This is a genomic window from Sphingobacterium haloxyli (assembly GCF_002980525.1).
GTDB lineage: Bacteria > Bacteroidota > Bacteroidia > Sphingobacteriales > Sphingobacteriaceae > Sphingobacterium > Sphingobacterium haloxyli.
The window spans coordinates 278255-301848 of the sequence record NZ_PVBQ01000006.1 but is presented as its reverse complement, the minus strand read 5'-3'; the positions used below and the strand labels follow the sequence as shown (position 1 = coordinate 301848).

The window sequence follows — 23594 nt, the reverse complement described above, 5'->3', positions numbered from 1 at the left end:
AATTCGCGAAAATTATGCGTATTACGAGCTTAGTAGCTGCCCTCACATTCACCATCACGCTGGTATCCGCTTCAAATCCTAGTTTCGGTCAGGCCGAATTAGAGAACAAAACAAAAGTTTCTTTTCCCGGCATACCTTTGAGCAAAGCGTTGGAAGAACTTCAGATCAAAACGGGAATTCCACTCGCCTACCGTTCTTCACAGTTACCTGGCGACGCACGGGTCACGTACAACGGCAATAAAAAAGTGCGAGATATACTGAAAGACATCCTTACGCCGCACGCTTTGTTTTATGAAGTTAAAGACGGCTTCGTAGTCCTGAAGGAGATACCACGAAATACAGATGTAAAAACCCTCTACGCTCAAAGCAACGTCGAAGTACGCGGGACAGTCCGCGACAGTACAGGAAACGTCATGGCTGGGGTCTCAGTATCCCTAAAAGATAGACCGAGTATCGGGACGACAACAGATCTCAATGGGCGGTATATCCTGTCCGTTCCTCCACATTCTGTATTGGTATTTGCTTCCCTAGGGTATAAACCACATGAGCAGTCCATTGGCAATCGGCAAGTTATCGACGTAACCCTCACTCCCACCGAATCAGGCATCGATGAAGTCGTAGTCGTGGGCTTCGGTACGCAAAAGAAAATTAGCGTCGTAGGTGCCCAATCCAGTGTGAATCCCAGTGAATTGCAAGTACCCGCCGCAAACCTAACGAACGTTTTAGCCGGACGATTAGCAGGTGTAGTTGCTGTACAACGCAGTGGCGAACCAGGGTTTGACAACTCAGACGTATTTATCCGCGGCATATCCACTTTCAGTCAGGGGCTCAGTCGCCCACTTGTGTTGGTCGATGGCGTCCCGCGCGACATGGCCAACATCGATCCGGAGGACATAGAAAATTTCACCATCTTAAAAGATGCGGCAGCTACCGCTGTGTATGGGGTGCGTGGTGCCAACGGCGTAGTACTCATTACCACCAAAAAGGGTACCGCAGGCAAACCGAAATTTGGTTTCCGGTATTACGATGGTTTGACAACCTTCACCCAGATGCCTGAATTTGCAGATGGCGCTACCTTCATGCGCATGTCCAATGAAGCCTTGACCAACCGCGGAGCTGCACCGATCTACAGCGACGATGTAATCCGTATGACCGCTGAGGGTACTGACCCGTATCTTTATCCCAACGTCGATTGGACCGCCGCGACATTTAACAAATGGGGCTACCAGCGCCGAGGCAATATGAATATCAACGGCGGATCAGATCGAACCAACTACTATGTCGGCGTGAGTTACCTAGACGAACTGGGTTTATATAAGCAAGGCGATGCCGATTATGACAACAGGTCGCGTCGATCGCGTTACAACCTAAGCAGTAACCTTACCGTACAAGCCAGCAACACAACGAAGGTGGAATTAGGCATTAACGGTCATTTGCTCAACATCAATATTCCAGGGACGACTCAAGACAACATAGTGGAGGGCCTATGGTACATGACACCAGTCGTACATCCGGTAATGTATGAAGACGGAAAAATTGCCGATCAGCGTTCTGGGTCATTGCAAAACCCCTATGCATTGATTACCCAAACAGGTTATGCCAATCAATGGCGTAATCAATTGTTTTCTAATCTCCGTGCTACACAAGAACTACCGTTCATTACAGATGGCCTTTCCGCGACCGCCATGTTTTCTTTTGATGTCTACAATTATACATCCATGAGGCGTACACGCCGGCCAGATACTTTTATCGCAACAGGCCGCGATACCGATGGCAGCATGCTATACGAAGAAACTTACCGCGGCGATCGCTTTCTTTCCTTTAACAGATCTAGCGAAGGTACACGTACTATTTATTGGGAAGGTGCCCTGAATTACAATAAGTCCTTTGGCAAGCACGACGTTACAGGGATGTTGTTGTACAATCAAAGCGACGAGCTCAACTCCCAAGCAGGCGATCTAACCGCTTCACTACCTTACCGATTTCTCGGTTTGGCTGGGCGCGCTACTTATGGCTATGACAACCGATACTTTATTGATGCCAATTTCGGCTATAATGGATCAGAAAACTTTGCCCCCGATCATCGGTTCGGCTTTTTTCCTTCCGGCGGTGTCGCCTGGGTGCTGAGCGAAGAACCTTTCTTCGAGCCTTTGAAAGACGCGGTTAACCTATTCAAGCTACGTTTCTCACACGGTAAAGTAGGGAACAGTCAAATTACCGGCAGGCGGTTCGCTTACCTGTCTACCATATCCACCTCCAGTAGCGGAGGCTATCTATTTGGTCGCGATAGAGGAAACGATGCCTTTTTGCGCTCACACAACATAGGCGATTACGGCGTGAATGTCACTTGGGAAACAGCTACCAAATCCAATCTTGGCCTAGACCTGCAAGTCTTAAACAACGCGTTAAACGTTCAACTTGATTTCTTCAAAGAAAGACGCGAAGGCATCTTTTTGCAGCGCGGTGCAGTGCCCGCCTACTTAGGTCTACAAACGCTACCATTGGGTAATCTCGGTGTGATAGACAATAAAGGTTTCGACGCCAACGTCACGTTCAATAGGCAATTCAACGAGCTGCGTTTACAGCTTGTTGGAAATGTTACTTATAACCGTAATCTCATCGTTGAAAACGACCAACCGACACCGATGTATCCATGGCTAGATCGACGAGGCCGTAAAGTCGGGCAACGCTTTGGTTTCGTAGCTACGGGTTTATTTGAAAATCAGGAAGAAATCGAAAACGGTCCGCTGCATCCCGGCACCGTACGTCCAGGCGACATTCGCTTTCAGGATGTCAACGGTGATGGCATTATCGACGACTTCGATAAAATACCTTATGGTTATGGTACAATTCCTGAATGGGTTTATGGTGCTGGATTTACTATTGGCTATAAAGCACTTTCCTTATCGACACTTTTTCAAGGTGTGGGCAACGTAGATATCCGCATGAACGGTGAGGGGCTGATGCCTTTTCAGCACGGCTTGAACCGGGGGAACTTACTGAATAACATCGAAGATCGGTGGACGATCGAAAATCCTCGACAAGATGCTTTCTACCCGCGATTGAGCGACGGTAATCCGAACAACAATTTTGTCGAGAGCAACTGGTGGGTCAAAAACGGTCGGTATGTCAGGTTAAAAACCTTGCAACTTACCTATACATTGCCCAGAACTTGGGTAAAACGTGCCAAAATCGACAATGCCAATATCTTCTTCGCTGGCTACAATCTAGTCACGTGGAGTCCGTTCAAATTTTGGGATGTTGAGCTGCCAGAAGGACGCGGAACCAAGTATCCGCTAACCGCCTCGTATACTCTTGGTTTTACACTAGACTTTTAAAATCCTGATCTCAAAGAGAATGAAAAAAATAAAAAATACCTTCGCAAAATTACTCCTGGTTGCTGCGATTTTAGCTACCAGCGCCTGTAATAAGGACTTCTTTGACCAAGTTCCAGATGACATCCTCACCATCGAGGAGATTTTCAACCGGCGCGACCTCTCCGAAGAATGGTTGGCGGGTGTATACAACCAAATCCGGGACGAAGCACACCGCACCAATAACACACCGTGGGATGTCATCTCCGATGATGCAGACGTGTCCCAACGCAACACACCGTTCCGCGTCAATCTGGGAAATTGGAATGCCGCTTCCAATTACTGGAATTTTTGGGAGCATTACTATAAAGGCATTCGTTCTGCGACCACCTTTATCAACAATATCGACGGCAACCAGCAAATACTTTTAGAACGAGAAGGAGAAGCCTTGATTCGTCAACGTAAAGCCGAAGCCAGATTTTTACGTGCTTTTTTCTATGCAGAATTACTGAAACAATACGGGCCTGTGATTCTACTGGGTGACGAAGAGATTGCGCCTGATCTACCGACAGACGATCCCGTTATGCAAATACCGCGATCACCCTTTGACGTTTGTGTAGATTACGTAGTCAGTGAACTAGATCTTGCTTCTCAAGATCTCCCTGTACATTATATCAACCAACAGGATATGGTAGCCGATTTTGGTCGTGCCAGCCAGATTTTATGTAAAGCGATCAAAAGCCGACTCTTACTTTACGCGGCAAGCCCCCTATTTAATGGAAATAACGACTACGCCGGATTTGTCAACCCTGATGGCACGCCTTTGATGAACACCACAACGACTGCCTCAAAATGGCAAAGAGCAGCCGCAGCAGCCAAGGAGGTGATAGATTATGCAGAATCATCTGGTCAATTGGGGTTATATAAAGTGATCCAAAATGGGGAGATTAATGCCTTTCAATCTTACCGAGATGTATTTCTGGATTCTTGGAACATCGAGTGGATCATGGCTAGAAATACTAACGGTTTATGTAGCTATCAACGGTCATGCACACCTCGGTTAGCAAGTGGATATGCCAGCATGGGTCCCACGCAGCAACTGGTCGACACTTACCGCATGGCCAACGGTGCTATTCCCGTTACAGGATACAATGGCAATGGCGAGCCTATCATCAATACTTCTTCTGGCTATAGCGAAACAGGGTTTAGCTCCTTTCGCGCACCAGGAGCTACGCGCAGTGTCAACACACACAATATGTATATCAATCGCGAACCACGCTTCTATGCAACTGTCACGTACAGTGGTAGTGACTGGATCAATACAACTTCTGGTCTTGGCGCACGCGAAATACAATTGTATTTAACCGGAGAATCAGGAAAGGGAGGGTCACATGATTACTCCGAAACCGGCTATCTTTTCCGTAAGAACGTATCACCGACCTACGATCCACGCCAAACCTGTGCGCAACGTTCCTATGTCATGATGCGTTACGCCGAAGTTCTGCTCAACTATGTAGAAGCACTGAATGAATATGACGCCGGCAATCCTGACGTATTGAAATACCTAAATCAGATCAGAGAAAGAGGCGGTATTCCGGCATTGGCGAGTGATCCCGGACAGTCCGAAATGCGTCAGGAAATCCGCAGAGAAAGACGTATCGAACTCACGATGGAACACCTACGCTACTTTGACACCCGAAGATGGAAAATTGCCGAGCAAACAGATGCGGGGCCTTTCTACGGCATGAACGTAGACGGAGGAACCTCCAATAGCGATCCTAATTTTTTCCAACGGACAGCCTTTGAAAGCAGAGTATTCAGGAAAGCGTTCTATCTATTTCCGATACCGCAGCGCGAGGTGGAACGTAATCCCAATTGTGTACAGAATCCCGGTTGGTAATCAACAAATAATTGTGTTATGACAAAAACAATCAGAAATATATTTATCATTGGAGTGGGTTTACTATTATTCTCGTGTGAGCCACAATCACTCAGCATTGAAGACAGCGAGCAGTATTCGCGTGTTTTCATGCAATCCGCAGGTGACATATCAATTGAAAAAACCTACGATATTACCGACGAATGGCACCAGCTAGCATTTGGTGCGGGCTACGGTGGCTTTAACCAACTAACAGAAAATCTGGTGATCACCTTCGAAGTACAACCGGAATTGGTAGAGCCATTCAATACACAAAACGGCACCAACTACGAAATAGCGCCGGAAAACAGCTATCGTTTGGTTCAAAATACCGTTACCATTCCTGTTGGAAAAACGGGCAGCAATTCGACGCGTCTGGAGGTAAACCCATTGCATTTTGGTGGTACTCGCCCGGTGCTCATTCCGGTTTCTATCCAATCTACTACCGGATCCGTACGTATTGAAGAGTCTAAGCGGACAACCTATTATGTCGTAAGTGGCGGTTATGTTACCAATCCTTATACACCCTACGCCAAAAATGACTGGGAAATACATGACTTCTCGTCTGAAGAAGATGTCAATGATGAAGGACCGGCCTGGAAGGCGATCGATGGCGATATAAACACAAATTGGCTAACGAAATGGCGGCGGGATGCGAACAATCAACGTCCGGTCCATCCCCATCATGTCAGCATAGATATGGGTGTTAGCCAAACAATGCACGGTGTACAGTTATTTGGTCGTTTGGGCACCAACCCCACCAATATGAATCACAACTTCTATCTTTTTCCACGGTTGGTGAACGTGGAAGTCAGCGAGGATGGTTCTGTCTGGGAATCGGCGGGCATCTATTCCACTGCGCTGGAACCGACGCCAACACCCGAGTTCACGATATATTTTGAGCAAAGCGTCAAAGGCAGGTATTTTAGAATTACAGTGGTTAATAGCCACAGTAATAATGGAGATACCAGTGCGATCGCGGAGATTGAAGCCTTTTAGAACCGATTGGTATTGCCTGCTATTTGGCATTGCTCAATAGCAGGCAATATATTAATTATGAACCCTTTAAATACCATAGCACAATAATGAAATTTATAAGTTTCCTTACATTCGTTTTCTTGTTGACCTCCTGCGGAAAAAGCGGAGACACCCCCGATGATATACCTCCTGCACAAGATGCCGTCGTTGTTAAAACTATGACTTACAACATCTGGGGAGCAAGACAGGGCGGGCTACACGCACCTCAACTTCAGGAAATAGCGGAAGTCATCAAGAAACATAAACCCGATTTAGTTGCCTTACAAGAAGTAGATCGTTTTACTACCCGTAACGGACAAGCCGTAGGTGACGTGGCCAAAGAACTCGCTACCCTTACCGGGATGTCACATTTCTTTGCACTGGCGGAACCCCGTCATGGCGGTGAATATGGGGATGCCATATTATCCAACCTCCCCATTAAAGAGACGAAAGCCTACAATCTCGGTGTAACAGCCGAACTCCCCGGTGAGATCCGCTCCGTAGCAAGAGTAACGGTAGAAAAAGAAGGGAAGGAATTTCATTTCATTAGTACCCATTTTGATCACCTCAGCAACGAGGCGAACCGCTTAAAGCAGGCCAAGGACTTTGTTACTATCCTTAAGGGATACCAGGAACCAGTCATTGTAGGCGCCGATTTCAATGCTTTGCCCAATTCTGAAACTATAGGTATTTTACGACAGCATCTTACTTTAGGGTGTTTCAACAATAACTGCTCACAGTTTACATTTTCAACAGATAACCCGCGCAGTGTAATCGATTATATGATGTACGCGCCCATTACGGGACTTTCCGTACAATCTTATACCGTTGACACACGCGCATATAAGGAATCAGATCACTTTCCCGTTATTTCTACCTTTAAACTGCATTAAAAATCCATTTATTCCTTCATCCATAAAAAATATTACTATGTCAAAGATTTCCAATACACGTCAACTTCGGCGCTATAACATACCCATCGCTAGTGCGCAAATAAAAGCTGTACGGGAAATAGATAGACCCGCTTTCTTTCCCATATAATCTTGAATAGATTTCATGGCCAATGACATGTGTTCTTTCACCGTATACGGCGAAATACACAACTGGTTAGCAACTTCCTCGTAAGTCTTTCCTTCCTGTCGGCATAATACAAACACCTTCTGCCGTTGAGGAGGTAAAGACTTTACCGCATGATCAAAGAGCAAGTCATACTCTTTTGCTTGGTAGGTCTCTTCCAAAGATTCCGTTGCTAAGGGTTCGATCCCCTCCCTTTCGAAAATATCCAACGAGGCATGTTCCAAACGCTTTTTCAATTCTTTATAAGTAGCGTTTCTAGCAATACGGTACATATAAGCTATAAATGATTTATCCGGGTCGACCCTCTCTTTTACTTCCCATATTTTCATGAAGACTTCGTGCACGATATCTTCTGTTGACATATCGTCTCGCAGATATTTATGAATGAAAAGGAAAATACCCTTATGATAGGCATCATATATCTCAACAAAGGCTTTCGTATCCCCGCTTTTAAGCTTTAAGAGAGTCTCTCTCGATATGTTCTTCCTTGTAGTCATTTTCCTTGAACCGGTTGCATCGGCAAATGTAACGGTTAGCTTGTTAATTTATCATTAAATAATGAAGCAGTTTATATAAGTTGCGCTCGCAAAATACAAAAAAAACAACGATAATTGCTATAAGGAATCGATGATTGAGAAAACTCCCAGCAGATGCTTCAGGGTATTGTTGGCGGCGTAGATCAATATGGCTTCGCGGTCGAGGTGCCGCAACAGGATACCACAGGACACCTATTTTTAATACACTATCTACCTTGTAAGTTTGGATTACTATATGATTAAAATTAAGAACTTCACATTATACAAGGCCAATGCTTCCTTGAGCAAGCCGATAGCAGACGCGACGCACACACTTACCGAAATTTCCTTTATTGTTTTACGGATCGAGACCGCGTCAGGCGTAATCGGAGAATCGTACCTTCTCAGCTTTCAGTACAGCCCCAGAGCAATAATTGGCGCTTTGAAAGACATAGGCGAGATGGTTATAGGCGAACATGTACATGATATGACGGGCTGTTTTGAGCGTATAAATCAAAACAACGAATATTTCGGACTAGAGGGGATAAACCGATGGGCACAATCCGCTTTCAATATAGCGATGTGGGATGCGTGGTGCAAAATATTAGGACAACCCATTTGGAAAGTTCTTGGAGGAGCTGCACGCCCAATCCCAATTTATGGAAGCGGCGGTTGGAGCTCGTATACCATTGACGAACTTATGGCCGAAGCTACCGATTATAAACAACGTGGTTTTAAAGCGGTAAAAATAAAAGTAGGAAAACCAGACTGGAAAGAAGATTTAGAACGGTTAAGGCGTGTTCGGGAAGCTGTAGGCCAAGATATCGGAATCATGATGGATGCTAACCAAGGGATGAAGGTACCAGACGCGTTATCCCTAGCGAGGGCCGCCCGTGAACTCGGCATCCACTGGTTCGAGGAGCCTATTGACCACACGGATTTCCAAGGATATCAATATTTGCGCCATCAGGCAGGAATATCTTTAGCCATGGGCGAAAGGGAATATAGCGCACCCTTAACAACTCAACATCTTTACAACCTAACACCGGACTTCTAAGATCGCTTCGTCGTCCGTCCCCGCAATAACGGGGTATTCGCATTCGTGCCTACGCAAGCAACCAGTAGTCGAAACGGAACAGGCATACAAACAAAAATAGCTGTCCAGCGAACCGGACAGCTATCTATATCCACGAAACAGGGTATTATCCCCTTAGTTGGCGGGGTTTCAATAACACCCTGCCCACCGTTTCCTTTGTTTCCAGTATCAGCTGCGCTTCCAGACCGTCCTGGTTCGCCTCCACCTTAACGATCGTACGTTGACCTTCCTTCGGGCCGCCGCCAATCATGATAGGATATGGATGGTCTTCCTGGGCCTCGTGCACGCCGTAGCGATGCGTGTGCCCGCTGATCACTAGGTCTACATGACCATTGGCCAGAACCGGCCCAAAGACCTTCCGGCAATGCATCGTGCCGTGCCAGTCGCCCGAGTGATACGGCGGGATATGCATGAGCACCACCCGATAGCGTGCCTTTTTAGCCTCGGCCGATTCAAGCACCGTTTTTAACCAAGCCGCCTGCTTCTCCCTAAATTCATCAAATTTAGCCATACCGTGGTACGCATCGGCATCATCGGCCTTATCTTCTCCCGTGTCGAGCGCCACGAAGAACACGGGGCCACGCGTAAAGGCAAAGTACGCCCTGTCGTCAATATTCTCGAAATATTGTCCAAGCGCGTATGCGAAGTCGCCCCTGGTTTCGTGGTTGCCGCGCATTAACATAAACGGCTTGTTAGACGCAAAAAGTGCCGTGCAGGGCTTAATCAGGTGGTCAATCAGTTGCTGTTCTCCGGTTTGGTAATCAAATGTATCCCCATTCAGAAGCACCTCCTGATAATCCTTACTACCATATAGGCCTTCGAGCACCGCAAACGAATGAGGGCGGTCGTGCACATCGTTCATCACCAGCAAAGCCGCTGTCTTGCTATGCGGATCTACCGTCCGGAAGCTGAACGTTTCGCTTGTGACGGTGGGTCCGAACGTTTTTGAATACGCCTTAAACTCAACAATTTCCTTGCTGACCACACGATAGGCGTATGATTGTCCGGGTTTAAGACCGGACAGCCTGATTTTATTTATTCTGTTGTTAGCCAGCACGAGCCCGTCCTTCGCCGTGTGCTGGACCTTAACGTCCTGAGGCGCGTCTGCCGGCCAGTACTCGACATGGCTGAAAGCGGGCTTATCCGTGATCCAGCATACAGTGACCCCATCCGTTGCAAGATGCTGCAAGTAGGGCGGAGTCAGTAACGAAAAAGCGCCGTCGTCCGGCAGGTCACGGCCCAGCATTTCCATTGCTGTACCCGCTTTTGGCATGGCGGCCGCCACCGAGCCAACAGTCAATGCCTTTAAAAAGTGTCTTCTCTTAAAAAATGTCATCGCGTTTCTGGTTAGATTATCAATACCCGGGATTCTGGTCCAATTTCGCATTTTTATTCATTTCATCCCGGAGTATTGGAAAGAAATACGATTTATTATCCCAAGAACGGTCATCAAACTTCACGTGGGTAACCACCGGCGTTGTGGCCGTTGTATTATTAGGCATTAATGGGTAAACTACCTTTGCCTGATAAGCCGGGCTATATGCTTCGGAGCCAATCATCCATCTCCGTACATCAAAGTAGCGATGCTCTTCAAACGCCAGTTCGAGACGGCGCTCATTTCGATATAGCTTCCTGAGGGTCTCGCCCGTGGCTGCTGTTGCAGGCAGACCGGCGCGCTTGCGCACGGCGTTGATATACGTTCTGGCTTCAGCCTCTTCGCCGAGTTCTATACACGCCTCGGCGTAGTTCAGGAGTATTTCCGTATAGCGGAAAAACCGCCATGTGACCGATTGCCGGATGTATTGCACATTCACGCTGGGGTCTACATACTTTCTACAATAATAGCCCGTATAGGAACCGTTCCAGTTTTCGATAGGTCCATTTCTAGTATCTATACCATACGTTTCATACATTCTGCCCGCAGCCGCATCCCAGCGTTGGTAGGTGCCGGTTTGGATCTTATTGTCTGGATCGAGGCCCTGCGCATCGGCCGGCCGTTGTCTCCACGATGCACCGTTGTAAAAGACGGTCGCGTAGAAACGAGGTTCGCGATTTGCATAAGGATCTTTCGCATGTGCCGGATTATTCCAGTCGAACGGTGTTCCATCGGCCATCTGAAAGGCGTCCACAAAATTGGCGACAGGTGCGTTCACTCCCCAGCCGTAATATCCGTTTGGCGAAGAGTATAAGCCCCACCGTTGGCCCATTACCTGCGTAAAATACTTAACCATGATATCCTCCGAAGTGTTGTTCGTCAGGAATATCTCGGTGATGTTCTGCGCTACCGAATCGCCTTCGGCAGGTTCCGCCTTGTGCAAAGCATACAAGCCAAGATCAATGACCGCTTTCGCAGCCTCCTTAGCCTTACGCCAACGCTCCTCCTGCGCATTGTCGGTATAACCTAATAACTCAGGCTTTTTAAAGGCCGATATAAAAGCATTAGGCGTATGCAGATCACTGGCCGCATACAACAACACACGTGACTTCAAAGCCAATGCAGCCCCCTTGGTTACGCGTCCTATATTGCTGCCGGAATGAACCTCCGGAAGCAGCGCGGCTGCTTTATCACACTCCGATACGATGAAATCTATACATTCTTCGTAGGAGTTTCTTGGCACAGCAAATTCGCTGTCTAAGCCATAGGCCTCTGTTACGAGCGGCACGCCGCCGTAGAGAGCCAGCAAATAGTGGTAGTTGAAGGCGCGTAAAAAATGTGCTTCGCCCGTCATTCGCTCCTGATCGGTCTTCCCATCAACGACCGTTCCCGTGAATGGCACCTCCGCCACCTTACTAAAGAATACATTACAATAACGGATCGACTTGTAGAGCTCATTCCAAGCCAGGTTACGCTGATAGCCCCACGCGTAGAGGTTATCCTGCGTAGTCTGACTGTTGTTATGTAAATTTGACGAGCTGTTCCCCCTATAATGCCCTTCATCAACAATATTGGCTGTACCCCGGCCATCCGTAAGGGGCTCGTAAAGCCTGAAATAAATCTGGTTCAGAAAGGTCTCTACCAAGGCCGGGTCGGACCATACCGCATCGTCGGTAAATTTTTCCTGCGATTGCGTATCCAAAAAATCTTGCTTACAGGCGTTCATTCCGACTACCATAAACAAAGATAGCGTCGCTATTACTATCCAATTTCTCATCACTTTCAAAATATCTAATTAAAAATTTTAGTAACTACAGTTGGCCGCTAGAAGCTGACCGACAGCCCCATGTTGAACACTTTATTGGCCGGATATGCGGTGTTTGATGTACTCTCCGGATCCACATCCTGAATGCCTGTGAACGTGAGCAGGTTGAGGCCAGATACATACAGCTGCACGTCCGAAGCGTATAGCTTAGCGCTAACAGCCTTGGGCAGTGTATAACCTAAACGTACCGATTTGAGCCGGAGGTAATCCGTAGATTGCAGCCAATATGTATTTTGGTTGCTCCTCCAGTATTCGTTGTATCGGTTCCAGGTGCGGGGCTTGTCTGTATCAGGATTCTCAGGTGTCCATCGTCCTTCCGCATCACGGGCAAGGTAATTGCCTATCTGTCCCTGCATTTCGAAATAGTCGTTACGGATCGCTCCCAATGCCCATTGGAAAAAGATCGACGCAGAAAACCCTTTGTAGGCCAAATCCGTGTTAAATCCGCCAATGTGTGTTGGAAGCGATGTTTTGTCGATCCGGATACGGTCCAGCCCATCGATTACACCATCGCCATTCACATCTTCAAAAATAACATCGCCCGGCCGTGCACCTGTCCAGTGCGGGTAGGCTTCCACGGCGGCTTCGTCACGGAAGATACCTATAGCCTTGTAGTACAGGCCGGTGTTCATCGGACGCCCTGTCGATTGCTGATATTCGGGTACGCCAGGCGTCTCATCCCAAAACTTGATCTTATTTTTATTGAGTGATACGTTGGCGGACAGCGTGTAGAAGAAGTCCCCCTTCTTTCCGTTATAGGCTAATTGAAACTCCGCACCCGTATTGATAACTTCGCCGATATTTTCGTAGGGAAGTGTCATACCCGTGGATCCGGGGACGGATGCATTACGGCGCCACAGGATATCCGTCCGGTGGTTGTGAAAATACTCGGCGGAGAAGCTCAGCTTGTTGTTTAGCAGCTGCATATCCATCCCTAAATTTGTTTGTTTTGCGACCTCCCACGTAACCGACGGGTTTGCAATACTGGATTCAGCAAGTATCTTAGACGATTCCGTCTCATTGAATATGTAAATATCAGCCACACCAGAGCCGTAGGCATAACTCGGAAGAAATTGGTACGGATCTATCCTATCATTCCCTGTTTTCCCCCAGGATGCCCTAAATTTCAACTCGTTTACTACTGGTTTTATCGGCTGCCAGAATGCCTCCTCCGACACACGCCACGCTCCCGATATTCCGGGAAAGAAACCAAAACGGCTATCTTTCGGAAATATATACGAACCGTCATAACGCCATACAAAATCCAGTAGATACTTGTCTTTTGCATTATAATTCACCCTACCAAAGTAATTGAGACGCGCTTCCTGGCTGGCCACCCCGCCATTGTCTTTTTCCAGGTCACCACCGGCGAAAAGCTGATCGATGGCGGTGGACACATAATGTTTACGAAAAGCGTAAAAGTTCATATTGTCGCCCTCTATACGCTCGACCCCGGCCATCACATCAAATTTATAATCATTGAACTGGAATTGGTATTTACCGAGCGCATTCAACGTAACCAACCTGTTATCCTGCATATCCTGGCGCAACTCCGCATTTGAATAGCCCCGCTGCACGCGATCCAACAGTGGTTGTCCGGCATCATTAAGGGAAGTACGGTCCCAGGCGTACAGGTACCATGGCGTTTTCCACAACTTATCGTTCTGTATGTTATTGTCCATAGCTGCTGTCAAACTTAGCGAGAGGCCGTCCACCCAAGGGGCTCGCAGGTCTAGGATTCCCCGGGTTTCGAATACCGTCGCCTTATTCCGGTCGTAGCCTGTCTGGTTGGTGGTGATGACCACCGGGTTTCCGCTGTCGCCGTTATCCGCAGGCTCGCCCGTCGGCCAGAAGTCCGGCATATTCGGTTTGGAGGCACGCAGACGGTTCCATATCGACGATGCCGATTCCGTTGGATAGTTCCTGTTTACTTCGCGGACCGCTACATTGACACCATACGATATATAGGGTGATATCGTCCCATCCAAGTTCAGCCGGAGGTTGTGCTGCTTATAAGAAGTGGCGCTGTTCTTATATATTGCATCCTGATAACGTGTACCCGCCGACAAGTAATAGCGCAGACTTTCCTGTCCTCCCGAGATGTTTACATCTGCCGTACGCTGTGTAGACCAGTTTTTCAAGGTAGATTTGTACCAGTCCGTATTCGGAAAGTGCAGCGGATCCGAGCCATCGCGGTACTTCTGTATATCCTCTTCCGAATACATGGGGCTCGCTCCCTCGTAGAGCAGCACTTCGTTGAGAAGCTGTGCATAGGTTGCTGCATCCGCCGCCTCCGGCACTACTGTCGGTGCCGCAAGTCCTTCGTTGTAATTGAATTGGATCTTGGGCTTGCCGGACGTTCCCTTCTTAGTCGTTACCAAGATAACCCCGTTTGCGGCCCTCGCTCCGTAAATAGCTGCCGAGGCATCTTTCAGCACCGTGATGTTTTCAATATCCTGTGGGTTGAGACGTTCCCATTCCCGATTGGGCACTCCATCGACTACAACCAGGGGCGAATTATTGCCCAATGTGTTATTTCCACGGATCGATATACCCGAGCTGCTGCCCGGCTCGCCCGACGGTGTCAACGCTACCAGTCCCGGGATACGCCCCGCAATGGCATCAGACGGGTTTATTGCCGGAGCAGCGACAACCTTTTGGCTTTCCAAGGTACTGACAGACCCCGTGACGAGTGCGCGTTGCTGCGTGCCGTAGCCCACCACCACCACCTGATCCAGCTCACTTCCTTCGAGCGACATCGTGATATCCATCGTTAAGGTTCTTCCCTCCTGAACCACGACACTCTTACGCTGCGTGCCGTAGGCGATATACGAGATTTCCAGCGTATAGTTTCCGGGCGGGACGCTCATCGAGAACTTACCGTCCACATCTGTTCCGGTATTCTGGTTGGTCTCTACAACTTTCAGCGTTGCGCCTATCAGCACTTCCCCGCTAACGTCTTTGACCTGCCCGAGGATACGTCCGGGTCGCTGTTTCTTCTTCAGCACGATGAAACTGGATTTTTCCTCAAAGGTGACCTCGGTGCCCTTAAATGCATCCTGTAAGATCTGCCCGACAGGGCCTGCATCTCCCTTATGGACAAGCTTCGCAGGAATACCAGCCAGGTTCAGTGCCTCCCTATCGTAGACAAACCTGATTTTTTGGCTTTCCAGATCCCTTATGATCTCTGATGCATTTCGAACTTCCCTTGCAATCCGGACACGTTTTTCGAGAAACTGGGCATTCGAAGTCTTTGCATAGAGCGTTCCAAACACCGCAGTAGTCATACAAAACACAATCGTAGATAATCTCATGACTTTCCTAAGATTCGTTGATATTTTTAACGTCATTATTATATTCTATAACCTGATTCCAATCTGGACAAACAAGTGTATATTTGTATTTGGAATCAGTAATTGTTTCACTACAAATTACTTTATACATGCTGGAGACACGCTTCCAACGTTTTCCAGCTACCTCATTCCTGCCGGTAGCGCATCGCAACTGCCTACCGGTTTTTTTATTATTGATTCCTGGGCACATATGCCCCCGCACTTGTCTAGAACATGATCACCTGCCCTCCTTCCTTTCTAATCTGGTTATTGTTCACCGAACTTACGGCCTCGACGATGTCGTCGAAAGGCACCTTCCGGTCTATCATCAGCGTATAGCGCTGTTTCTCAATCGCCTTATTTCCGGCAGTCAGCGTCACGCCATAGCTATTTTTCAGCACCAATGCGAGTTCCACGAACGATGCCTGATCCAGGAAGGTGATTCCCTCCCTCCACGAGCTACTTTGCTCCTGCTCCGTCCTGCCCAGATCAAGCCGATGATCTTCCTTGCCGATCTTGATGAATTCTCCGGCGCCCAAAATATATACTTGATTTCCGTGCTGTACAGAGACCTGCACCTTTCCGCTCGAAACGGATATCAGTTCGTACGGCAGTTCGTTATACGCTTTTACCGCAAAGCTGGTCCCCAGCACCTTGGTAGTAGCGAAACCCGAGTTCACCACAAAGGGCTTTAACGTATCCCGTTTCACATCAAAGTGTACCTCGCCATAGTCGAGGTAAATTTTCCGTTCGGCCGATTTATGGAAGGCCTTCTCAAACCGCACCTTCGTGCCGCCGTTCAGCCACAGCACGGTACTGTCTGCCAGCGTGACCTGTTTGACCTGCCCTTGCCCCGCCTCTACCACGACCTCCTCGACAACCTGCTGCCGGGTGTCGCCTGGACTCGGCATATTCCACTGACGGGCCAGGTAGAAAGCAAAAAAGACGCCTACCAGCACCGCAGCGACTCTCGCTAGCCGGACAAGCTGCCGCGGCCACCGGCGACCGTTGGCTGTCTCCTGCTGATCTTCCGCAGGCTGGGTAGAATCTATCGCATTCAGAATCTGTTGATGGATGCTGTTTCTAATTTCTTTCTGTTGATGGGTATTCCAATCGGGAAGTTTGTCTTCAAACGCTTGATACCATTTGTTTATCAACCTGACCTCCTGGTCAGTTGCGTTACCAGCGCGATATTTGCGCAATAATTCCTGAAATTCCTTACTAGTCACTTATGCTTCTTTTACTACTAAGACCAAAAAAAGCCGTGAAACTACTTCAAGAAAAGGTTAATTGTATATTAAAATTTCATTAAGGGCATACAGGAATAAAATCACATATTGGGGGTGGTGATTTTCAAATCTTCGTGGAAGATTGTCTTTCAGTCTTCGCCTTGCTTCCGTAAGTAGGTTGTTTACGGTTTGGTCAGCAAGATTCAATGATTGGGCGATCATGGGTATACTTTGATTATCCAACCGGAGCAGAAAAGTTTCCCGCATATTCTTCGGCATTTTGGCCAGCTCTTCTTCCAGAATTCCTTCCGTCTCCTCGTAAGAGAGTCCTAATTCAGGCCGGTCAACCACGGATTCCATGATAAGGAAAGCTCGCTCTAAAGCACTTTTCAATACGTTTTCAGATTGGAAATAATCCATTATTCGATTTTTCAGGACCGCATTTAGATATGCGGGTACTGTCCCTGCAATGGTTATCGATTGCCGTCCCTCCCAGAGCTTTACAAAGACGTCCTGTACCATATCCTTCGCTACATCTTCGTCTTCTACGCGTCGCCATGCCTGTGCATATAACTTGTGCCAGGTCGACAGATATATACGATCGAAGGCTTTCCGATTACTTTGCGTCTTAACTTCTATCCACCAGTTCTTTACTTGCGCCTGATCCATGACTTTTAAATATCGTCCAAATTTAGGGGTATAATATTAACACAATATTAAATCGTGCCAAAGATAGCATGACAGGATTATGATACGGCAAGAAATCCAAATGCAAAAACTCCCGAGGCTTACACCCCGGGAGCTCAAACAAAAAAAAATACAAAAGAAACTTACCAATTACGTCGTCGCCTTCGCCGCCGGCCTTCCAGCAAACGGCTGGTGAGTTTACTCACCGCAGAACAGTTCCAACTACATAACCAGTCGTCCTATTGCTTTTCCTCCGGCAACAGCGCACTTGCACACCACAGCAGCGCCGCTTGTCCGTGAAAATCACCGACCAATCTTCTACGATTAAGATAATGTTCCTTTGTAGAACCGATATTAGTGCCGATACAAACATCTCTTAGATCGCCATTGTCGTTAATATATGGCATGAGCGCCAGCCAAGCCTTTCGCACCACAGGTACATATTCATGCCTGTCGAGCCACCCTTCTTTTACACCAACAATCATAGCATACGTAAACATGGCCGATCCCGAGGTTTCTGTCCAGGAACCTTCAGGCTCGTCGACAAGTTGTCCCCAGAGTCCCTCCTTATTCACATAAGATTTTAGCGTACGCATCATATGTTGATAGCTAGACAGTATACGCGGATAGTGTTTATTATCTTTAGGAAGGTTCTTCAGCAGTTCCGTCATACCTGCAGCCATCCAGCCGTTACCTCTTCCCCAAAAAAATGGTGCCTGTTTGGCATGGTAAAATAGACCGTTCGGTTTTTGGATAGAATCCAGGTATACCGTCATTTCATAGGCCGCACGATCGATGTACTTCCTATCCTTTGTTGCAAGGTATGCATGGCTTTGAATTGCAGTGATCATATACATATCGTCTATCCAGAATCTGGTCTGCCAGCTGAGTCCCCTATCCAATAATGCGCAGTGTTTAATACTATCGCTTGCAGACGATTTAGGGAGCTGCCACTGCCGATCAGCGAAATCGATTCCGATATGGTAATAAAGCGGATTGTCGGTTAGCATATAGAGTCGCAATGGAATAACGCCAAAAACCGTATTATCAACGTGATTGGGCTTCTGCATGAGTTCCTTTCTCTTTCCCAAAAGTGGAAAGAACCGTTTTTCCAGATCCATCAGCAACGCTGTGTTGTTCGTTTTTTCGCTGAACACCAGCGCTCCTAACCAGGTGCAGGTCTCTGGATATACAATGTAAGGTGGCTCGCCGGGGATCTCGTCAAAATGTCTGTAATCGCTGGCCAGATAATTTTTTACAAGCTTCTCGCCTATCAACACGGGGTCTGCATAAGCGGGTAAATCGTCCCATACGCCATTTTGTGCATAAGTCTGTATACTCAAAAACAGTATACATATTTTTAGAATTGTCCTTTTCATACTATCTATTCGCTACGTCATAAGGCCATTGGCAAAAAGTGCCAATGGCCTATATTACTCATTTATTTTAATATGCAATCCACATACTATTCACTCGCGCCGTATACGCGCATACGATTAATACTTGCATTATCGCCTCTGTTGCTTTCGGTTACCGTGATACGGATGTAACGAACTTTCTGCTTCGCAAAAGCTACAAAACGCTTATCGTCCGATGCCGGTGCAGATCCCCAGTTTAGCTCACCCACGTGCGTAAAAGTACCGCCATTTTGGCTCACTTCAATGAAGCCTTTGCGCAAATCCGTATTTGTTGTTCTCCTGTTAATCATGATTTCGGTAATCATCTGTTCTGCTTTCATATCCACTAGAATCCAGTGTGGTAGCTTTTCCGAACCACCTTCCCATTTGCTGTGCCAAAAAGGTGAAGCTCCATCAACCAAGATTGCTCCCGGTGTGCCCTGTGATTGATTGAAAGAAGATGCAGTAACGGTCCATCCCGTGTAACTAAGTTCCGCTTCGATGAAGAAGGTCACGGTAGACTGTACTGGATTAGCATCTTTGGATGAAATAGTAATCTCCACCTCACCCCGGCCTTTTGCCGTTACGACACCCCCCTCGTCTACCGTCGCAATATCGGGGCGGTTACTTTCATAACGGAGTTCGACCCCGGCTGCTATAGCTGGCAATATGGTTAGTTCTCTCCTTAATTGATACGTGCCTCCCATTGGTACAATGCTCAACCGATTAGTCGGCGCAACGATCTCAGATACGGTCAGATCCAGCACCTTCACTTTAACGGTCGTATGAATTTCTGGATTATGCACTGCCCGAACGGTTAAATTAGCCTCACCATTTAAACGATGCCCCAACGCCCTGCCGGCTTCACTTATAGTAAATACACTGGCGTCATCTGTGTGAAATGTTACCAACGGCGTGCTATTTTCGGGCAGCAAATTGATCATCACCTTCTGTTCCAGGTTATACCCTACGATAAGATAGCCGTCTACCATTCCGTCTACTTCAATGGTTTCAATGGATGGTCTTTCGATCGTAATTGTCCGTTGATCACTTAACCTACTACCGTCCTGGGTCTTCACGATCAAATCTGCTTCGCCCATGTTCTTGGGTGTGATTAATCCTTTTGCCGACACGGTAAATATTTCCTCATCGCTCGATTTGTAGGTAATCCCACCTCTTTCCGCATTTGCAGGAGCCACAGCAGCTTCTACTTGAAATGTTTCGTTCAATGGGATACTCAAGCCGTCGTTGTCGATATTCTGGATCAGGATATCGTTCACTTTTATTTCATCCTCCTTGGAGCAGCTCCAAAAGATGCATAGTAGGGCTAGTATGGCCACGCTATTTTTGATCAAATGTATCATAATTCGGTATATTAATAATTTTACAATTTTTTTGCTTCAAAATCTCCAAGCCTCGCCAGCATCTCGACGCAGGCACCCTGATACAGGATTCCCGATTCCGGTCGCGGAGCGGTTGCTTTAAAATCATTGTTCAGTAAATTTGTCTGTGCATCCCTTACTGGAGACATCCAGGCATGTTGCATTATTTTTCGGTAAGCCTGTACGTACTTTTCATCCTTGTCTACGCGGCACAATTCGATGTAACCCCTCAACAGAATTGCATTGAACCACACATTGTTATCCGTCCACATCACGATTTCCTCACCAAGCGCGCTGGAATGGTAAGGTTTGAACCAGTGTTTGTAAGCTGCTTCAGCCGTTTCGCGGGCATCCGTCAGGTATTGGTTGTCGCCCGTAATCTCATATAACAATACAGCGGCCTGTACAGGCTGCCCTGCGTTATAGGTGAATTTTGTTTTGTCTACGATTACCGCTGATCCCGGATTGTCCGGATCGGACAGCTTGATGTTGTCCCAATACAACTTATCTTCTGGATCTTGAAGCCGATCTTTCACCCAATGGTAGAATTCCTTTGCACGATCGAGGTATACCTGCTCGTTGGTCGCCTGATAAAGCTTTGCTCCCAGTACTGCCGCAGGTGCGGTCGAACAGGTATTTTTTCCTTTGTCGCCTTCCTTCCAGTGTACCCCTCCGCCCATCAGATCGTTGGTTCCCGACAGCACAAAATTCCAGACGAGTTTTGCACGATCGAGGTATTTGGTATCCTTGGTCAGCATGTACAGATCGACCATATCTAATCCGATCCACACATTATCGTCGTAGAATCGCTCATCGCCGCCACCCGGAAATACAGCATATCCCTCAGGACCGCCCTGTCTTTGATTTCGGAATTTATCAATCGACGTAAGTAGCCTATTGTCATAGAGCGTTGCATACTTTGCCTTAAGCGCCTGGTCGTGTTCTCCCATAACTTTGAGTGCCGTATATCCTGAAAATGCCGCTCCCTGGCCCCACACCGTAGAGGCTCCGTCCCAAAACGTATTTCGTCGTGGATAGTATTCGCCCCAGATATCCAGTGGCATGCCGTCCAGAAAATGAGTAACCAACGCATCCATCATCTGATCTGCAGCCGTCATCAGCATATCCCCCTGTTGGTCCTGGGTTACTTCGAGTTTTAAGGTAAATGGTTGCTTTGCAAGAGCGCCATTGATACCCGTACTCGCCTGCACGGTCCATTTGATATCGACCGGGTTGCCTACCGTAGCGCCCACCGCCCTTGCCAGCGAGTCCAACGTCATACGAGGTACGGTCAGCACAGTCGCGGATCCCAGTTTATCGGGGCGGCGGCTCATGATTGGCTGCGAAAAATCGCCCGAAGCCTTATCAAATACAACGGTATAAAAGGCTAATGTGCCATTCGAGACGGTGGCTTCAGACCACTTGAATTGAAGTCCATCACCGTTCTCGGCGAGCGTTACCGTACTCCCGTCGACCGGAGCACGCAAATCTACCCCTTGTACCCGGCCTTCACCGAGTCCACCTTGTTCTTTTTTCTCGCAGGCCACAAAATATATTGCGGATGCCACGGCGAGCGTATATATAGCTATCATATTTTTCATTATAGTTGCTTTCGTTATTTGCTATAGTCGAATGTAGTTACCACCCTGGATTTTCAACGAGATTTCTATTTTTATTCAGCTCATCCTGTACAATATTCCACAGGTACTGCTTGTCTTTCCATTGACGGGTTTCAAAAACAGTGCGTTGATGGAATCCGGCAGATGTTGTCGCTTCGATATTCATCCCATAGAAATCGCCTCCGTCGGTTTGAGCAGCTATCTTCCAGCGATGTGTATCAAAGTACCGTAAATTTTCAAAGCACAGTTCAACACGGCGCTCTTGCTGTATGGCCTGCCGCATGGCATCCTTATCCCCCGGTACCGGCACCATTCCATCTGCTGAACCGTATTGCGGGATTCCCGCTCTTTCGCGGATCATGTTCAGGTATTTTACAATGTCCGGATGTTCTGGATCATATTCGTTCAAAGCCTCTACATAATTCAGATAAACTTCAGCCAATCTGAGCTGTACTTCCAAACGCCCTTGGATACGATCGGGCTCCAGTGTCGTACTCGGATGCACCAGTTTTCTGGCGCCATATCCTGTCCTGGAATAGTTACGACCGTTATAGAGACCGCTATTTCCGCCACTGTACATCTGTACGGTTACTGGCTGGTTATTACTTCCCCTGTCGTTGTTTATCCATTTGCTGAGGTTGAAAGTAATGGCCACGTAAAAGCGCGGTTCACGGCCGACATACATATTCGAGGTGCCGGGTGCGTAATATCTTGTATCCTGCGCCGTTGTGCCCGTTTCGCTGTATCCCGAGGCTGGATCAGTTATCGGTCGTCCGTTGGACATAAAAAAGGCATCCACGAGTTGCTGCGTTGGTCCGAAGGCCGACCATCCGCCGACATTTCGTGGCGAGCCCATTTTGTCCGGCCCAAAATTATCCGATACACGGGCCATGATTACTTCTGAATTCCAATCCGTCAGATGCACGTTCTTTAGGGATTCATACGGCTTAATGGCGCCGCCTGCATCCCGTTCCACATAAAGACTATACTGACCGAAATCAATCATATCTTTCGCGGCATCAGCTGCCAGCTTCCATTTATTGGCATCATATTGCTGGCTGACCAGTACCGTACCATCCAGGTTTTTAAAGTCTGCATAATCGGTATTCCCATTAAATAGCGGGCTGGCAGCATATAATAGTACACGCGATTTAAAAGCAAGTGCCATTCCGCGGTTTATTCTCCCCCATTCCCGTGTGTTTACCGGGGTCATTGGCAAGTCAGGGATAGCCGTATTGATCTCGTTGACGACATAATCGACACATTCGTCATACGTATTTCGCGGGAGGCTGATTTCCTCAATGGTTGCATCCGGTGCAAGCAATTCTTCAGGCATAAGGATCACCGGGCCATACTGCATCATTAGATTGGCGTAGAAGTAAGCACGGAGGAAGCGGGCTTCGGCCTTCCATTTCGTCTTTTCAGCGTCTGGAACCTCTGGATTTACGTCTACATTCTGAATAAAAAATGTAGCCGAGCGAATGCCCTGATAGTAGTGGCCCCACCTGTTGAAGGCGCTAGTATTACGGTCCCAGTTTCCAATATTCAGCTGGAAGGGTGCCATATCGTTGTAAGTCACATCAATGTCGTCCGACAAGCTTTCGAAACTGTTGTCAAAGCGCCAGTCCATCTGTGCGCGAATCCGATTGTATATATTCGCCAAATACTGCTCGGTTGTCGTACGGCGTTTAAAAATATCTCCAATCTGCAGGCGGTCATCGGGTACCTGATCAAAGAAATCCTTATCGCATGAACTGCATATCAGTATCAGCAACAGCCCTATATATGTTTTTATTTTTGTGTTCATAATT

Annotated in this window: 16 protein-coding genes; 6 read left to right on the top strand and 10 right to left on the bottom strand. The window is 47.6% G+C overall.

Features of this window, described 5'->3' with window-relative positions:
• The first annotated feature begins 14 nt into the window (after window positions 1–14).
• The 4 genes from C5745_RS10190 to C5745_RS10175 all read left to right on the top strand — a co-directional run bounded on the left by C5745_RS10190 (window position 15) and on the right by C5745_RS10175 (window position 7142).
• Complete coding sequence (locus tag C5745_RS10190; protein ID WP_243403306.1) at window positions 15–3338, top strand: SusC/RagA family TonB-linked outer membrane protein; 3324 nt, start codon at window positions 15–17, stop codon at window positions 3336–3338.
• Between the two features lie 19 nt (window positions 3339–3357).
• The gene (locus tag C5745_RS10185; RefSeq protein WP_105716887.1) at window positions 3358–5214 is read left to right on the top strand and encodes a RagB/SusD family nutrient uptake outer membrane protein; all 1857 of its coding nucleotides are present in this window, start codon (window positions 3358–3360) and stop codon (window positions 5212–5214) included.
• Between the two features lie 18 nt (window positions 5215–5232).
• Window positions 5233–6231 carry a BT_3987 domain-containing protein gene (locus tag C5745_RS10180; RefSeq protein ID WP_105716886.1) on the top strand — a complete coding sequence of 333 codons (999 nt, stop codon included), beginning with the start codon at window positions 5233–5235 and terminating at the stop codon, window positions 6229–6231.
• Between the two features lie 86 nt (window positions 6232–6317).
• Window positions 6318–7142 carry an endonuclease/exonuclease/phosphatase family protein gene (locus C5745_RS10175; RefSeq protein WP_105716885.1) on the top strand — a complete coding sequence of 275 codons (825 nt, stop codon included), beginning with the start codon at window positions 6318–6320 and terminating at the stop codon, window positions 7140–7142.
• A gap of 72 nt (window positions 7143–7214) precedes the next feature.
• On the opposite strand, the gene C5745_RS10170 is transcribed toward C5745_RS10175, so the two are convergent.
• Window positions 7215–7823 carry an RNA polymerase sigma factor gene (locus tag C5745_RS10170; RefSeq protein ID WP_105716884.1) on the bottom strand — a complete coding sequence of 203 codons (609 nt, stop codon included), beginning with the start codon at window positions 7821–7823 and terminating at the stop codon, window positions 7215–7217.
• Window positions 7824–7976: 153 nt separating this feature from the next.
• Here C5745_RS10170 and C5745_RS20740 point away from each other — a divergent pair, with 153 nt between their 5' ends.
• Together C5745_RS20740 and C5745_RS10165 are read left to right on the top strand one after the other, a co-directional pair.
• Window positions 7977–8105 (top strand): hypothetical protein, encoded by a 129-nt coding sequence (locus C5745_RS20740; RefSeq protein ID WP_262508124.1) that lies wholly within the window; start codon window positions 7977–7979, stop codon window positions 8103–8105.
• The gene (locus tag C5745_RS10165) at window positions 8098–8898 is read left to right on the top strand and encodes a mandelate racemase/muconate lactonizing enzyme family protein (RefSeq protein ID WP_105716883.1); all 801 of its coding nucleotides are present in this window, start codon (window positions 8098–8100) and stop codon (window positions 8896–8898) included. The genes C5745_RS20740 and C5745_RS10165 overlap by 8 nt, the downstream gene beginning before the upstream one ends.
• Window positions 8899–9043: 145 nt before the next feature.
• On the opposite strand, the gene C5745_RS10160 is transcribed toward C5745_RS10165, so the two are convergent.
• The 9 genes from C5745_RS10160 to C5745_RS10120 all read right to left on the bottom strand — a co-directional run bounded on the left by C5745_RS10160 (window position 9044) and on the right by C5745_RS10120 (window position 23590).
• On the bottom strand, window positions 9044–10273 hold the full coding sequence (locus tag C5745_RS10160) for a purple acid phosphatase family protein (RefSeq protein ID WP_165793069.1): 1230 nt from the start codon (window positions 10271–10273) through the stop codon (window positions 9044–9046).
• 19 nt (window positions 10274–10292) lie between these two features.
• A complete protein-coding gene (locus tag C5745_RS10155; protein WP_165793068.1) occupies window positions 10293–12089 on the bottom strand; it encodes a RagB/SusD family nutrient uptake outer membrane protein in 1797 nt (598 codons plus the stop codon).
• 47 nt (window positions 12090–12136) lie between these two features.
• The gene (locus C5745_RS10150) at window positions 12137–15451 is read right to left on the bottom strand and encodes a SusC/RagA family TonB-linked outer membrane protein (RefSeq protein ID WP_165793067.1); all 3315 of its coding nucleotides are present in this window, start codon (window positions 15449–15451) and stop codon (window positions 12137–12139) included.
• A 245-nt stretch (window positions 15452–15696) separates the two neighbouring features.
• On the bottom strand, window positions 15697–16698 hold the full coding sequence (locus C5745_RS10145) for a FecR family protein (protein ID WP_105716880.1): 1002 nt from the start codon (window positions 16696–16698) through the stop codon (window positions 15697–15699).
• A 57-nt stretch (window positions 16699–16755) separates the two neighbouring features.
• Window positions 16756–17367 carry an RNA polymerase sigma factor gene (locus tag C5745_RS10140; RefSeq protein WP_105716879.1) on the bottom strand — a complete coding sequence of 204 codons (612 nt, stop codon included), beginning with the start codon at window positions 17365–17367 and terminating at the stop codon, window positions 16756–16758.
• 257 nt (window positions 17368–17624) lie between these two features.
• Entirely contained in the window at window positions 17625–18764 is a 1140-nt protein-coding gene (locus C5745_RS10135) for a glycoside hydrolase family 88/105 protein (protein WP_105716878.1), read from the bottom strand.
• Between the two features lie 86 nt (window positions 18765–18850).
• Entirely contained in the window at window positions 18851–20146 is a 1296-nt protein-coding gene (locus tag C5745_RS10130) for a discoidin domain-containing protein (RefSeq protein WP_105716877.1), read from the bottom strand.
• Between the two features lie 20 nt (window positions 20147–20166).
• Complete coding sequence (locus C5745_RS10125; protein ID WP_165793066.1) at window positions 20167–21756, bottom strand: glycoside hydrolase family 76 protein; 1590 nt, start codon at window positions 21754–21756, stop codon at window positions 20167–20169.
• Between the two features lie 46 nt (window positions 21757–21802).
• Window positions 21803–23590, bottom strand: a complete 1788-nt coding sequence (locus C5745_RS10120) for a RagB/SusD family nutrient uptake outer membrane protein (RefSeq protein WP_105716875.1) — start codon at window positions 23588–23590, stop codon at window positions 21803–21805.
• Window positions 23591–23594 lie beyond the last annotated feature (4 nt).

What these genes read in the sequence shown, in the direction of transcription:
- C5745_RS10190 (WP_243403306.1), top strand. Translation starts at nt 15, where the DNA reads ATGCGTATTACGAGCTTAGTAGCTGCCCTCACATTCACCATCACGCTG.
- C5745_RS10185 (WP_105716887.1), top strand. Translation starts at nt 3,358, where the DNA reads ATGAAAAAAATAAAAAATACCTTCGCAAAATTACTCCTGGTTGCTGCG.
- C5745_RS10180 (WP_105716886.1), top strand. Translation starts at nt 5,233, where the DNA reads ATGACAAAAACAATCAGAAATATATTTATCATTGGAGTGGGTTTACTA.
- C5745_RS10175 (WP_105716885.1), top strand. Translation starts at nt 6,318, where the DNA reads ATGAAATTTATAAGTTTCCTTACATTCGTTTTCTTGTTGACCTCCTGC.
- C5745_RS10170 (WP_105716884.1), bottom strand. Translation starts at nt 7,823, where the DNA reads ATGACTACAAGGAAGAACATATCGAGAGAGACTCTCTTAAAGCTTAAA.
- C5745_RS20740 (WP_262508124.1), top strand. Translation starts at nt 7,977, where the DNA reads ATGCTTCAGGGTATTGTTGGCGGCGTAGATCAATATGGCTTCGCGGTC.
- C5745_RS10165 (WP_105716883.1), top strand. Translation starts at nt 8,098, where the DNA reads ATGATTAAAATTAAGAACTTCACATTATACAAGGCCAATGCTTCCTTG.
- C5745_RS10160 (WP_165793069.1), bottom strand. Translation starts at nt 10,273, where the DNA reads ATGACATTTTTTAAGAGAAGACACTTTTTAAAGGCATTGACTGTTGGC.
- C5745_RS10155 (WP_165793068.1), bottom strand. Translation starts at nt 12,089, where the DNA reads ATGAGAAATTGGATAGTAATAGCGACGCTATCTTTGTTTATGGTAGTC.
- C5745_RS10150 (WP_165793067.1), bottom strand. Translation starts at nt 15,451, where the DNA reads ATGAGATTATCTACGATTGTGTTTTGTATGACTACTGCGGTGTTTGGA.
- C5745_RS10140 (WP_105716879.1), bottom strand. Translation starts at nt 17,367, where the DNA reads ATGGATCAGGCGCAAGTAAAGAACTGGTGGATAGAAGTTAAGACGCAA.
- C5745_RS10135 (WP_105716878.1), bottom strand. Translation starts at nt 18,764, where the DNA reads ATGAAAAGGACAATTCTAAAAATATGTATACTGTTTTTGAGTATACAG.
- C5745_RS10130 (WP_105716877.1), bottom strand. Translation starts at nt 20,146, where the DNA reads ATGATACATTTGATCAAAAATAGCGTGGCCATACTAGCCCTACTATGC.
- C5745_RS10125 (WP_165793066.1), bottom strand. Translation starts at nt 21,756, where the DNA reads ATGATAGCTATATATACGCTCGCCGTGGCATCCGCAATATATTTTGTG.
- C5745_RS10120 (WP_105716875.1), bottom strand. Translation starts at nt 23,590, where the DNA reads ATGAACACAAAAATAAAAACATATATAGGGCTGTTGCTGATACTGATA.